This window comes from Pseudoalteromonas sp. US3C1004 (genome assembly GCF_048401065.1).
GTDB classification, from domain to species: Bacteria; Pseudomonadota; Gammaproteobacteria; order Enterobacterales; family Alteromonadaceae; genus Pseudoalteromonas; species Pseudoalteromonas undina.
This window is the reverse complement of the sequence record NZ_CP183073.1, coordinates 657,280-671,609: the sequence shown is the minus strand read 5'-3', so window position 1 is coordinate 671,609 and position 14,330 is coordinate 657,280. Positions and strand designations below refer to the sequence as shown.

Genomic DNA, 14,330 nt, shown 5'->3' with positions numbered 1-14,330 from the left:
TCAACAACACACTACAGAACTATAAATGCAACCGATATGCCAACTTTAAATTCATAGCATATTAATTTAAAACATCACTTTATTTTACTCAAAAAAAAACGCATCGGGGTCACCGTGCGTTTTTTATCCTAGGGATTGCTCAAGCCACGTTTTTACAAGGGATCTCCATGCTATTACTTGGCTTTAACATATATTCCATTGCGACTTCATCACAGTTTTCTTTACGTAAACATAGCTCACAATCTTTCATGACTTTTTCAGGTAAGCTCTCTTTACTACAGAAACTAAAGCGCTGATTTTCGAAAAAGTCAGGTACACGAGTCAGAACAATGACACGCTTAAGTGCCAACTTTTTGGCTTTCACTAATAAGTGTTCAACCAGTTCTCGTCCCTGCCCCGTTACTGCGCTTTTAGGATCAATGCCCAATGAACGTATTTCAGCTAACCCTGTGTCGTAAATATAAAGTGAAGCACAACCCGATACCTGACCGTCTATCTCGGTTACGGCAAACTCATTAATTGAGTGCACCATATCACTTTTAGCTCGCGGTAAATTTTCGCCGACTGTTGCCCAGTGCTGTACGAGTTTAGCAATTGCTTCTACGTCATCTAAGTTGGCATCACGAACCGTTATTTGCTGTTTTTTTTTCGCGTCTTTCACCGCTTTGCTTACTTGCTCTAATGATGTACCGCCAAGCGCTTGGCGTGCTTTTATACAGGCGTCAATTTCAAGTACCGGATACACGTCATCTTCAAACACTGGATTTACTGATTTATACTGCTCTAGTGAAAGCTCCTCTAACGTTTTACCTTCACTAATAGCTAATTGCACCAACACCCCAACAATATGATGCCCTTCTCTGAACGGCACTCCTTTAGCGACTAAGTAATCAGCAAGTTCGGTTGCATTCGCGTGGCCACCTTTTGCCGCTGCAAGGGTTTTATCTGCTTTAACTGTTACACCCTTGATACATGCTTGTGCCATATGAATACAAGCAAGCCACGTTGGCATTGCGTCAAAAATGCCTTCTTTATCTTCTTGCATGTCTTTATTGTAGGCAAGCGGCAATGCTTTTAGAGTCATCATCATTGCACTAAACGCACCAAATACCCGCCCTGTTTTACCACGAATTAGCTCTAATGCATCTGGGTTCTTTTTCTGCGGCATCAAAGATGAGCCAGATGTAACATTATCAGCCAGTTCGATAAAGCCAGCTTCGCCTGAGTTATAAAAAATCAAGTCTTCAGACATGCGCGATAAGTGGATCATAGAGATAGACGCACAGCTTAATAGCTCAACCACAAAGTCACGATCAGATACACCATCAAGGCTATTTTTAGTCGCGCCTGTAAACCCTAAACCTTGTGCAAGTGCATGACGGTCAATCGGATAGGCAGTTCCCGCAAGAGCGCCACTGCCGAGTGGACAATAGTTCATTCGTGATTGGGCATCTTGCAACCGGCTTTCATCACGCTCTAACATTTCTACATAAGCCATACACCAGTGACTAAACAGTACGGGCTGTGCACGCTGTAAGTGCGTATAACCTGGCAGTATTGTGCCAAGTTCACGTTCAGCCAAACTAATAAATTCAGCTTTTAATTGTGCAATTGCTTTTAAAATATGATCGGCGGTATCGCGGCACCATAACCTAAAGTCGGTAGCAACTTGATCGTTACGGCTTCGACCTGTGTGTAATTTTTTAGCTAAATCACCCACTTTTTCAATTAGCGCAGCTTCAACATGAGAATGAATATCCTCAGCACCTGAGGTGGCAACCGCGTGTGGATCTGCTTTTACCTCTTCAAGTAGCTCATAAAGTGCCGATACCAGCTTTTTGTGCTCATCACTAGATAACACATTCACTTGTTCTAGTGCGCCAGCCCATGCAACAGAGCCAATAATATCTTGCTCTGCTAATTGATAATCGAAGGGAAGTGAATCGTTAAACTGTTTAAACGCTTCATCTGGACCCGTAGAAAAACGTCCGCCCCATAATGCCATGAAATCTCTCCAAACCCGATAATAGCCCCTTAATTCCAAGGGGCGTAAAAAATTACTTTTTAGCTAATGCTGAAATTCTGCTTGATAGCGAGAATAAACGAATAAAGCCTTCTGCGTGCGATTGGTCATAAACATCATCTTCACCAAAGGTAGCAAAATCTTCGCTATATAAACTGTTAGGTGATTTTTTCTGAACCGCAGTGACTTGGCCTTTATAAAGCTTAAGCACCACTTCGCCCGTTGCTAGTGTAGACAACGCTTCTGCACCGGCTAAAATAGAATCTTTTAGCGGCGTAAACCAACGACCGTCGTAGACTAAGTGTGAAAATTCACCCCCGAGTACTTCTTTCCATTTACGGCTCGCTTTATCAAGTACTAACTCATCAATAGCTTGCAGCGCCGCCATGATCACAGTGCCGCCTGGCGTTTCATAACAACCACGCGATTTCATGCCCACTAAACGGTTTTCTACAATATCGACACGGCCCACACCATGAGGTGATGCAATATCGTTTAATTTAACTAAACAATCATAAGGTTTAAGCTCTTCACCATTTACAGCAACTACTTCACCTTCAACAACCGATAAAGTGACGTGTTCAGCTTTATCAGGTGCTTGCTCTGGTGAGTTAGTCCAGGTCCATACTTGCTCACTTGGTTCACACCAAGGATCTTCAAGTTCACCGCCTTCGTGTGAAATATGCCATGCGTTAGCATCACGACTATAAATTTTTGTTGCTGACGCAGAACATGGAATGTCACGTTCAGCTAGGTAATCAAGCAATGATTCACGGCTTGATAAATCCCACTCACGCCATGGCGCAATCACTTTTAAATCAGGTGCGAGTGCGGCAAAACATGACTCAAAACGTACTTGGTCGTTACCTTTACCCGTACAGCCATGAGAAAGTGCATCGGCACCTACTTTACGTGCAATTTCAACTTGCGCTTTAGCAATGATTGGACGCGCCATAGAGGTACCAAGTAAATAAGTCCCTTCATATATAGAACCCGTTTTAAGCGTTGGGTAAATATAATCGCTTACCATCTCATCTTTTAAATCAACCACGTAACACTCAGATGCACCAGACGCTATAGCTTTAGCTTCTACGCCTTCAAGTTCTTCAGCGCCTTGGCCAACATCGGCAACAAAGGCAATAACTTCACAGCCGTAGTTCTCTTTTAACCATGGCACGATAGCCGATGTATCAAGACCACCTGAATAGGCTAAAACGACTTTTTTAATTGAACTCATAGGTGTTCCTTAACAAAATTTGGATTTAATAATGTAACTAATAGCGCATTTTGCGCATGCATGCGGTTTTCTGCTTGCTGTATAATTTTTGATGCAGGGCCATCCATTACCTCAGAAGTAATTTCAAACTCACGGTGTGCCGGTTGGCAATGTAATACCGTAGTTGCACCGGTTTTTTCTAACAATGCCTGATTTAATTGATAAGGCATGTATTTTTCTTTTACTTGCTCAAGGGGAGTTGTATCCCCCATCGATACCCAGGTATCGGCGTAAACAACATTAGCACCTACTGCAGCCTCAACCCTGTCACTTACCATTACAGAAGCGCCATTCATCGCTGCTATTTGCTCTGCTTTTTTAAGCACTTGCGAATCAGGTGAACACCCTTTTGGTGTTACAGCGACAAAATCGGTTCCTAAAGTAGCGGCTAACAGCATCAATGAATGCGTTACATTATTGCCCTCACCTAAGTAGGCAAGCTTTAACTGGCTAACATCACCGTGTACTTCTTGTAGTGTTAAAAAATCAGCTAATGCTTGGCATGGGTGATATAAATCACACAAACTATTAATCACAGGAACGGATGAATACTCACCGAGTGTCGTTAGCGTACTGTGCTGATTAACCCGCGCAACAATTCCATCGGCCCAAGTCGAAATATTTAAGGCAAAATCTTTTATTGATTCGCGGGCGCCCATTGCACCATTTTGTTGGTCAAGGTAAACCGCATGGCCCCCTAAACGGTTTATACCAATATCAAATGAAAGGCGAGTACGTAAACTTTGCTTTTCAAACAAAGTAACCACTGACTTACCAGCTAGCACTTGGCTATATTTACTTGGGCTTTCTTTAATATCTTGCGCTAACTTTAATAAATTTAGTGCGCCTTGTTGGTCTAATTCTAGACCCGTTAAAAAATCTTTAAACATGTTCAACCTATGGTGTTACTTTAGTTCCGACATGCTCGCCTTGCAGCAAAGCAGTTAAGTTTTCTGGCTTTTGCCAGCTGGAAATGTACACACCGCGTCGTAAATGTTGGGCAGCGTGAAGACTGGTCTTAACTTTGACCTCCATCCCGCCCAAAATTACTCCCTCTGCAATTAAAGTATCAATGTGTTTTGTGTCAAGTTGATGTAAAGGCTGCTTATTGGCATCAAGTACCGCCTCTACGTCCGTCATAAAAATAAGTTCTGCATTTAAATTATTTGCCATTGCGGCGGCTGCTTCATCGGCATTAACGTTGTATAACAAGCCCTGCTCATCAAAGCCGATAGAACTGATGATTGGTAACCGGCCAGCACTGAGTAAATCATTAATAATAGAATCAGCATTGTTGTGACATTGACCTACTTGACCCAATGCTTTTAATTTTTGCGAGGCGGTGATCCCTGCTTCATATAAACTTAACCCCACCGGCTTATGACCAACACTAATTGCTTGCGCCATGAGTTGTTTGTTTGCCGCACCCGCAAGGGCTCCAACAATATAAGGCATCTGTTCTTTAGGGCTAATACGTAAACCTTGGTGTTTAGCACTGGCAAAACCAGCCTCTTTTAACCAGCTATCAACTAATGAACCACCCCCATGCACAATCACAAACTGTGCATCATCTTGCTCGTTGAGTATTTCAAATAATGCTTTAGCGGCATTTTCAGTATTGAGTACTGCACCACCGAGTTTAATAACCCACGTTTTACTGCTCATCTAAACGCTCCTATTAGACCTGTAGTGTGAGGAAGCCCCATTGATAAATTAATACATTGCAAAGCCTGACCAGCTGCCCCTTTTAATAAGTTGTCAATTGCTGCCATTACTATTAACTGTGAGCCTTGCTGCTGCCACGCAATATCTACATAAGGTTGTTTGGCCACCCCTTTAATCGAGGGGATTTTGCTGCCAAGCAAACGAATTAATGGCTCATCAGCCAATACTTGATAAGCTTTAGCTACTTGCTCACTGGTCACACCCGGCTTTAATTGCACATAAATAGTTTCTAAAATACCGCGCGGGAAATTACCTAAATGAGGAGTAAATAACACCTCATGACCTAGGTGCTGTTGTATTTCAGGCCCGTGACGGTGATTAAACAAACCATAGGGTGCAAGTGATACCTCACAAAAATGCGTACCGATGCTGGCTTTTCGCCCTGCGCCAGTTACGCCAGAAACCGCATTAATAATAATTTTTTCATCACTCAATAAGCACGCTTGTTGAAGAGGCTTTAATGCATTTAATGCAGCCGTTGGATAGCAGCCAGCAACAGCAATTAGCTGAGCATCAGCAATGGCTTTACTATTCCATTCAGCAAGACCATATGCCGCTTGATTAAGTAGTTCTGGGTGTTGGTGTTCAAAACCATAATAAGTAACGTAATCATCATTGCTTGCAAGACGATAGCCACCAGAGAGGTCAAATACCTTCTTGCCCATCGCTAAAAACTGAGGCGCTAAATCCACACTTACTTTATGATCGGTGCACAGACAAACGTAATCTGCTGAATGAGTGATATCAGCAAGTGCATGTTCATTTAGTGGCTGCAAAGGTAAATCAAGTAATCCTAAATGCTCAGGATACAATTCACTAAGCAACTTATGTTTATCTAAACTTTGCGCTGATACATAACAGCCAGTTAGTGAAAGCGTTGGATGTTTTGCTACTAAGCTAGCCAGTTCTGCGCCGCTGTAACCGCTGGCACCTATAATTACTACGTTCATTACTTACTCTTTATCTAAAATTAGTGACCACATTCCATGTTGTTTGTTTACACTAGGGTCTAACCCAGCCAAACAGATTAAATTTGTGAGTGATAACTATCGTCGTATTATTTTCATGGCGTAACTTTAATATATTTATGCTTAAAAAGTGAATTGATATTCATCATAAATACTTTTATATTGTTATGCAATTAAAATGAATACTTATTTTGGAATTTTTTATGTCTCTGCCGTCATTTATTTCGATGTACCAGCAATTGATTGCTGCCCCCTCTATTAGTGCCATTGAAGATCATTTATGCATGAGTAATAAGAGTGTCATTGAACTCCTAGCGCAATGGTGTCAAAGCTTAGGTTTTACCTGTGAAATAATAGAATTAAAAGGCAACAAAGGCCGCTACAACTTATTAGCAAAACGCGGTCAAGGCGACGGCGGTTTAATGCTGGCAGGTCACACTGATACGGTGCCATTTGATGATAGTCGTTGGAATCACAACCCATTTAAATTAACTGAGCGAGATAACAAACTATTTGGCTTAGGTAGCATTGATATGAAAGGTTTTTTTGCTTTTGTACTGCAGGCTATTAGTGAGCTTGATGAAAAGCAACAAACACAACCAATTTTAATATTAGCCACCGCAGACGAAGAAACCACTATGGCTGGCGCACAACAAATCTGTAAGCACCCAAATTTAAAGCCAAGTCGCTGTATTATTGGTGAACCTACTGATATGACGCCGGTATTTACTCATAAAGGTCATATGAGTACAGCAATAAGAGTCGTTGGCCGTTCAGGACATAGCTCAGATCCCGAACGGGGTCTTAACGCCATCGAAGTGATGCATAAAGTGATTACAAAATTGCTAATCTTAAAAGAACAGCTTAAGAATAAATATTCAATAAATCACTTTAAAATTCCTTACCCTACGCTCAATTTAGGTAATATTCATGGGGGCGATAATGCGAATCGGATTTGCGGTTGCTGTGAAATGCACATTGATATGCGCCCTCTTCCTGGCTTAAGTGTACAAGAGCTGCAAGCATTGCTGCTTGATGCAACCTACGATATAAACCAGCAATACCCTAATTCGGTCAGTGTGATTGATTTACATGAGCCAATTCCAGCATTTACAGGAAGCACAGACAGCGCGTTAGTTAAACTAGCCGAAAATATAGCAGGGCAAAAAGCGGTGGCTGTTAATTACTGTACTGAGGCACCATTTATACAACAACTGGGTTGTGAAACCATCGTCATGGGACCGGGTTCAATTAACCAAGCGCATCAGCCCGATGAATATTTAGCGATGGAAAAAATAAAGCCTTCGCAACAAATTATCAGCAACCTCATAAAGGCGAGTTGCTTTTAATCAGTAACAAAAAAGACGCTATTAAGCGTCTTTTTTATAGCATTTATATTTAACCTGAACTCTGAATAATAAATCTATCTCAAGCAGCTACTTTTAGCGCTAACTGCGTTGAATTTACTTGCAATAGGCTAGCTATTGACGCGTAAGTTCGCCTTGTTTTCACTGAAAATCTCTGGCTAGAGAAAATAAACATAAATATCATCTTTGATTCAATATGTTAGTAAATCTCTTAACCAGAGTTCAGGTTAGTTACATATATTTTCGTAAATACTTTTTAAATACAGGGTCGGTTTGAGCTAGTTCTTTCTGCTCTTCTAATATCTCTTTTAATATTGCACCTGATGTAAGCGGATTCGCAAGCACCACTCTAAATACCACGGTTGGTTGGTTATCATATTGAACTGGCGTTAAACGTGTACGCGATACAAACGAGCGACCCGATTCACGTTGTCGTTTTTGCATGCTAGCAGTAAAGCGATTAAGCGCGGCAAAAATATCTAAACGGGTCTGTGCATCGGCCTGTGCTATCGCATTTTTAATTTGCTTAGGGACATAACGATAAGTTAATAAACACAGTTCGGGTTCTGATATTAATTCAAAGTCTTCATCAGCTTTTATCAAATCAGCAAAGTAACGTGCTTTTTTAATACTGCGATCGATAAGCATTTCATAGCCTTTACGACCAATAACACGTAAGCAAGCATGCACTAACATCGCCATACCAGGGCGGCTCCCCTCAAGGGTATGGCTGCCTAAATCTTTAGAGCCTTTACGTAAAATATATTCAGCATGATGCTCTATGGCATCAGTTGCAGCAGGGTCTTTAAACAGCACCAAACCTGCTCCCATCGGTACATACATTTGTTTATGCGCATCAATGGTGATTGAATCTGCATGCTCAATGCCTTTTAAAAGGTGCCTATGGGTATTAGAGAGTAAAGTAGCTCCGCCCCACGCCGCATCAACATGAAAGTGGCAATTAATCTCTTGTGATAAATTAGCCATATCTTCAAGTGGATCGATATTACCAGTTTCAGTCGTTCCGGCTACACCAATAATTGCCATCACTTTAATGCCTTGCGCTTCAAGCTCTAGCGCTTTTTCTCGCATAGCAGCTACATCAACTTTATTATCAGTCGATGTTTTAATACCAATTAAATTCTCACGGCCAATACCTAATAAATCAACCGATTTGCCTAATGAGTAATGACCTCGCTCAGAGATTAAAACCGCCAGTCCTTTGTAACCATAGTGGAGCATTCCCGCCACTAAACCTTGTGCAGCAATGCCTTTAAAGTTGCCATCCGCTTTCAATAAGCGGTTGCGGGCAATCCAAAGTGCTGTAATGTTAGCTACTGTGCCACCAGAGCAAAATGCTCCTAAAGAGGTTTTTGCACTGTGCATCCATTTAGAATAAAAGCCATCATTTTGTCCATAAGCTAAATGATGCATCATTCCTAAAACTTGACGCTCTAATGGGGTAAACGCTTTTGAGGTTTCTATTTTTACAAGGTTTTGATTTAGCCCAACCATTAATTTCGATAACGGCAGTAAAAAATGTGGCAGAGCAGATGTCATGTGACCAATAAAGCTTGGCGCTGCGGTATGTACAGAATGAGCAACCAGCTGTTCCATAATATCTTGGGCATAGCAAGACACAAACGTTGGCTCTTCAGGGATAGCCGCAGATTGAAAATCTTTTTCTATTTCATGTAATGGTTTTTCAATTGCCGCGATATTTTCGTTTAAGAAACCTGCTAAATTACTCGAAATTTCAAGCTCTATTTTGCTCAAAGTTGAGTCAGGGGCCTCTGGAACGGTAAATATCCGTTTGAGGCTTTCTTTAGAGGCGACGGCACAACGCTTTTGATCCATCTTCATACCTAGTGTGTGACTAAAACACCTGTTAGTTTGTAAAACACGCTAATTTAAGGTGTTTTTAAGCAACGGCATTTCTAAAAAATTGCGCTAACTTTACTGCAATATGACAAAAATGTCTCGTTTTAAGCCATAAAAGACAATACAAAATAGATAACATTTCACTATTTTTTATATTTAGTACAAAGGGTAATTAAAATATTGGGCATTTATAATTTTTAAGTATAATAAATCTAACAAAAAATAAGGATGTTACATGCTAAAAGGAAATCTAAAATTAACTCGGTTGGCGCTCGGTACCGTCTTTTTTTTAGTCAGCTTAATAATTTACAGTTACTACACCTACACTGCCATCAATAATGATGTGATACGCAGCATTGATAATCGTTTATTAAATGCAGCCACCAGCGTAAAGTACATTTTAGGTAGTGATTATCACGATAAAGTAGCGCAAGAAATTAGCTTTTCAAGCTATCAAAATAAAGCCGACCAGCTTTCGGCATTGGCCAATGATTTAAATATAGATTATTTATATTCAATGGTACAGATTGATGAGAATGTTTATTTTACTGCCTCTAGCTACACTCAAGATGATCAAAATAACGGTAAAGTTACTCAGTTTTTAGATCTTTATCCCGAAGCCACGCCAATAACTATGGCTGCATTTTTATCAACGGCCCCTATTTTTGAAACCTCAACAGCGCATCGCGGCCATTCTAAAACAGTATATATTCCTCATCTGGCAAAAAATGGCAGAACCTATATTACAGCTGCAGATATTAGCGTTGATAAAATTAGCAATGCGTTAAAAACAGACTTATATCAATCTATGTTTCATTTTTGCTGCGTAATTATTATTTTATTAATAGTTTATATTCTTTATTACTATGGAGTACGTCGTTCATTAATGAGCGACCATGCAAGCGGATTTGAAAATCATATTGCCTTAGAAAAACGGCTAAAAAAAAGCAATGAACATCATTTGCAAATTGCGATTATTTTAGTGAACGAAATTGATAATATCAGTCGTTTTTTTGGCACAAAAACAGCCGATGAAGTGATGAAAAAGCTGCTCACTCACTTTAAGCAGCAAGCCCGTTTGCACGCACGTATTTATCGTATTGCAACTAATAAACTCGCTATTTTGACTGATAAAGAAACTCCCTTTGATGAGCTATATAGCATCATACAATCGCATAATAAAAATATACCGTTTTTAAATCAGCCTTTTATTTATATTACACTTAACGCTGGTGTAGCTAGAGGCAATAAGTCATTACTGCTTAAGAATGCTCATATTGCGTTACTGCAATCTAAGCAGGGCGATCAGAGCATAGTTAACTACTGTGAGGCAATTAACGACGCTAAATCTCTATATTTATATAATGTTGAAATAGCAAAAGAAATTCGTGAAGCATTTAATGCTCATCGTGTTGTCCCTTACTTCCAGCCGGTTATAAATACTCATACCGATGAAGTTATTAGGTATGATTGCTCACCGAGAATAGTCACTTCACAAGGGGAGATTTTAACCCCTGATACCTTTGCAAATGCACTAAATAGACTGCGTATGAATGGCATGTTAACCCATGCTCTGTTTACTCAATGTGTTTCACGTTTTCGTAAATCAGCAATTTGTTGGGAGTTAACGCTGTGCGCTGAAAACATTGCAGATCCCACTATTTATGATCATATTGCGTATGAGCTTCATCGCTACCCTAATCCTGAAAACATTACTATTTCGATTTTAGAGTCGCAGGTTATTTCACATTACTATGAAATAAAGTCATTTATCGCAATGGTAAAAAGTAAGGGGGCAAAGGTGGTGATGCACTGCTGGGGTAATGAGTTTATTAATACTCTTAATACTTTAAAAGTGGAGGTTGATGGTATAAAACTCGATGGAGCAATCACAAAGCAGCTATTAAATGATGCAAATACGTCGCTATTTATATCCTACATCACTGATATAGCCCAGCAGCTTGAACTTGAATTGGTTGTTGAAGCGGTAGAAAGTAATACGGTTGCAGAGTTACTCAGCCAACTAAATGTGACGCTGATGCAAGGTAGTTTCCTTGGCAAACCAACGCCACATGTTACTGAGTTTAAAAAAGCAATGAATTAGTTATTAATATTAATGGCTAGTCGGTGGCTTTGCTGACCACTGGCCCAGTACTTACGCTCAAAAGGAGTAATTGCTTCGTCTGATTCAAACAACGCAGTTTGACAAGGATACCCTGCTAACTCGAGCGCCCTGGCAAACTCTTTAACATAGATATCCCAGTTACTGCGCACTTCAAGCAAACCACCTAATTTAACAATAAAGGGGAAGATAGCCGCCCCATGCCAGCGCCGTTGAATGTGCTTAGACTTAGGCCAAGGGTTTGGATATAGCAAATAGTGATGAGTAGGCCGCCAATTAGCAGCGACAGCTAAACGCCAAAAATCATTTAAGTCAGCTTGCACCAAAATGTATTGACCACTCTCAGTTTGTTTATACTCAACATCATGCTTATCAAGTCGGTGAGATGACTTATCAATGCCCACAACTAACGCATCAGGATGACGTTTCGCTAAATTAGCAGTGCTTTCGCCAACGCCACAACAGGAGTCTAAAATAAGCGGTCCATCAAAGGCTTGCACCTTAGCATTAACTTCATCAAATGCGGTTTGAGTATGCGCTGCAATTGGCTTTTTAAACTCGGCTTGTAAGTGTTTATTAACTATTTCATCAAGCTTTTCATGAAGTCCCGCTTGATTAGATACAATACTACGTGAATTTGCATCGCTCATTAGTGTCTTAACCCCACACCTTTTTTGATTAGCGTCAGTGCTAAAGTAAATAATACGCTGATAAACACCAACAACACCGCAATCGCAACCGTTAAATCAACATCAGAAACGCCTAAGAATCCGTATCTGAATGCGTTAACCATATAAATAATAGGATTAATTTGCGACACCATCTGCCAAAAATCAGGCAGTAAAGTGATTGAGTAAAACACCCCGCCTAAATAAGTTAGAGGCGTTAAAATAAAGGTCGGAATAATACTTATGTCATCAAAGCTGTTTGCATAAATAGCGTTGATTAACCCGCCCAAGGCAAACACCGCCGAGGTAAGAATAACAGTGGCTATAATCACAAAAATATTATGTATTTGTATATCTACAAAAAATAAAGAAACGCACGTTACAATAAAGCCAACCATAATACCACGGGTCATGCCTCCGCCCATATAACCCAACACAATGATGTAATTAGGCACAGGTGCAACCAATAACTCTTCAATACTTTTTTGAAACTTAGTTGAGTAAAAGCTCGAAGCCACATTCGAGTAAGAGTTTGTTATAACTGACATCATAATAAGGCCTGGAACAATAAACTCCATGTAACTAAAGCCGCCCATATCGCCAATACGCGAGCCTATTAAGTTCCCAAAAATAACAAAATATAAGCTCATAGTAATCGCTGGCGGCACTAAGGTTTGCACCCAAATACGCAAAAAGCGAATACACTCTTTAATCCAAATACTTTTTAAGGCTACGCCATATTTAAACATTTATTCGCCCCGCCCTTGCTCTAATAAACCTACAAATAATTCTTCTAATCGATTTGCTTTATTACGCATGCTCAGAACAGTATTACCTTGTTCGGTTAACGCGCTAAATACAGCATTGAGCCCTTGTGATTTAGCCACTTCAACTTCAATGGTGTGCTCATCAGTCATGGTGAAATTATACCCTTCAAGTGTCACCGGATTGGTAGGCTGCTTTAAATCCAGTACAAAGGTTTCTTTGTCTAATTTAGCCAACAAAGCTTTTATAGTAGTGTTTTCAACTATGCGACCGGTATCAATAATAGCGATGTTTTTACACAGTAGTTCGGCTTCTTCAAGGTAGTGAGTGGTTAAAATAATGGTCACACCTTGTTCGTTGATTTGTCTTAAAAACTCCCACATTGAGCGGCGCAGCTCTATATCAACGCCCGCAGTTGGTTCGTCTAAAATAAGTAACTTTGGCTCATGCATTAAGGCACGTGCAATCATCAAACGACGCTTCATACCACCAGAAAGAGTACGTGCTTGCTTATCTTTTTTCTCAAGTAACCCTAGCTGTGCTAAGTACTTGTCAGCACGTTTGTGCGCCTGCGCGCGAGGAACACCATAATAGCCGGCTTGATTAACGAGTATTTGGCTTAGGGTTTCAAACTGGCTAAAGTTAAACTCTTGCGGCACTAAACCTAAGTTCGCTTTCGCTGCTTCTAGGTCGGTATCAATATCATGACCAAATACTTCAACTTTACCTTTGGTCTTATTAACCAAAGAAGATATCACCCCAATAGTGGTTGATTTACCCGCCCCATTTGGACCTAACAGTGCAAAAAAGTCACCTTCATGCACTTGTAAATCAACCCCTTTTACTGCCTCTACCCCATTTTTGTAAACCTTGGTAAGGCCTTCAATATTTAAAGCAATGTTTTGCTTATTCATTTCTTACCCTCACCATAACCCCAGCGCTTTGTGAGGTTATGTTCAATATTTAAATGATCTAAAATTCGCGCCACCATAAAATCAACCAAGTCTTCTATACTTTGTGGTTGATGATAAAACCCAGGAGCAGCGGGCATGATAGTGACCCCTAAACGCGACAATTTGAGCATATTTTCCAAGTGAATTTCGCTAAAAGGAGTTTCTCGAGGGACTAGAATAAGTTGACCTCGCTCTTTTATCACCACATCGGCAGCGCGCTCTAATAAGTTATCTGATGCGCCGATTGCAATCGCAGACACTGACCCGGCACTACATGGACATACTATCATTTTTTTCGGTGCTGCTGAGCCCGAAGCCACCGGACTGAACCAGTTATCTTTGCCAAATACCTTTAATTGTTCGCTCTTGGCGTTAAATAATACACTTAACTGCTCGGTAGCTTTATCTTCATTCCCTGATAACTTTATATTAGACTCGGTATCAAAAACTACACGCGCGGCACTTGAGATAAGCACATACACTTGAAATTGTTGTTCAAGTAACACTTCCAACAGCCTTAACCCATATGGTGCGCCTGATGCGCCACTAAATGCTAAGGTAATTGTATCTTTAAATTGCACA

The 14,330-nt window shown here is 40.4% G+C and carries 12 protein-coding genes; 2 read left to right on the top strand and 10 right to left on the bottom strand.

Annotated features, from left to right (window positions below):
* Positions 1 to 139: 139 nt before the first annotated feature.
* The 5 genes from argH to argC are packed head-to-tail and all read right to left on the bottom strand — an operon-like array spanning position 140 to position 5,974.
* Positions 140 to 2,005 (bottom strand): argininosuccinate lyase, encoded by a 1,866-nt coding sequence (argH, locus tag ACNSN3_RS03100; RefSeq protein WP_418608553.1) that lies wholly within the window; start codon positions 2,003 to 2,005, stop codon positions 140 to 142.
* A 52-nt stretch (positions 2,006 to 2,057) separates the two neighbouring features.
* A complete protein-coding gene (locus ACNSN3_RS03095; RefSeq protein ID WP_076920188.1) occupies positions 2,058 to 3,260 on the bottom strand; it encodes an argininosuccinate synthase in 1,203 nt (400 codons plus the stop codon).
* On the bottom strand, positions 3,257 to 4,189 hold the full coding sequence (locus ACNSN3_RS03090) for an ornithine carbamoyltransferase (RefSeq protein WP_036956759.1): 933 nt from the start codon (positions 4,187 to 4,189) through the stop codon (positions 3,257 to 3,259). Before ACNSN3_RS03090 ends, ACNSN3_RS03095 begins: the two co-directional genes overlap by 4 nt.
* Positions 4,190 to 4,196: 7 nt before the next feature.
* Positions 4,197 to 4,964, bottom strand: a complete 768-nt coding sequence (argB, locus tag ACNSN3_RS03085) for an acetylglutamate kinase (protein ID WP_010391030.1) — start codon at positions 4,962 to 4,964, stop codon at positions 4,197 to 4,199.
* Complete coding sequence (gene argC, locus ACNSN3_RS03080; protein WP_418608552.1) at positions 4,961 to 5,974, bottom strand: N-acetyl-gamma-glutamyl-phosphate reductase; 1,014 nt, start codon at positions 5,972 to 5,974, stop codon at positions 4,961 to 4,963. Before argC ends, argB begins: the two co-directional genes overlap by 4 nt.
* 221 nt (positions 5,975 to 6,195) lie before the next feature.
* Here argC and argE point away from each other — a divergent pair, with 221 nt between their 5' ends.
* Entirely contained in the window at positions 6,196 to 7,341 is a 1,146-nt protein-coding gene (gene argE, locus ACNSN3_RS03075; RefSeq protein WP_418608551.1) for an acetylornithine deacetylase, read from the top strand.
* 249 nt (positions 7,342 to 7,590) lie between these two features.
* Here argE and panP read toward each other — a convergent pair whose 3' ends face one another.
* Positions 7,591 to 9,216 carry a pyridoxal-dependent aspartate 1-decarboxylase PanP gene (gene panP, locus ACNSN3_RS03070; protein WP_418608550.1) on the bottom strand — a complete coding sequence of 542 codons (1,626 nt, stop codon included), beginning with the start codon at positions 9,214 to 9,216 and terminating at the stop codon, positions 7,591 to 7,593.
* 259 nt (positions 9,217 to 9,475) lie between these two features.
* Between panP and ACNSN3_RS03065 the strand changes: the two genes are divergently transcribed.
* Entirely contained in the window at positions 9,476 to 11,344 is a 1,869-nt protein-coding gene (locus ACNSN3_RS03065) for a GGDEF domain-containing protein (protein ID WP_418608549.1), read from the top strand.
* Here the strand turns inward: ACNSN3_RS03065 and trmB are convergent.
* Genes trmB through ACNSN3_RS03045 form a run of 4 tightly spaced genes read right to left on the bottom strand, consistent with a single transcriptional unit; the run spans position 11,341 to position 14,329 of the window.
* Positions 11,341 to 12,012, bottom strand: a complete 672-nt coding sequence (trmB, locus tag ACNSN3_RS03060) for a tRNA (guanine(46)-N(7))-methyltransferase TrmB (protein ID WP_033104026.1) — start codon at positions 12,010 to 12,012, stop codon at positions 11,341 to 11,343. The genes ACNSN3_RS03065 and trmB overlap by 4 nt on opposite strands.
* On the bottom strand, positions 12,012 to 12,779 hold the full coding sequence (locus ACNSN3_RS03055) for an ABC transporter permease (RefSeq protein ID WP_010391022.1): 768 nt from the start codon (positions 12,777 to 12,779) through the stop codon (positions 12,012 to 12,014). Before ACNSN3_RS03055 ends, trmB begins: the two co-directional genes overlap by 1 nt.
* Positions 12,780 to 13,709, bottom strand: a complete 930-nt coding sequence (locus ACNSN3_RS03050) for an ABC transporter ATP-binding protein (RefSeq protein ID WP_075170692.1) — start codon at positions 13,707 to 13,709, stop codon at positions 12,780 to 12,782.
* Complete coding sequence (locus ACNSN3_RS03045; RefSeq protein ID WP_075170693.1) at positions 13,706 to 14,329, bottom strand: flavin prenyltransferase UbiX; 624 nt, start codon at positions 14,327 to 14,329, stop codon at positions 13,706 to 13,708. The genes ACNSN3_RS03050 and ACNSN3_RS03045 overlap by 4 nt, the downstream gene beginning before the upstream one ends.
* Position 14,330: the final 1 nt, after the last annotated feature.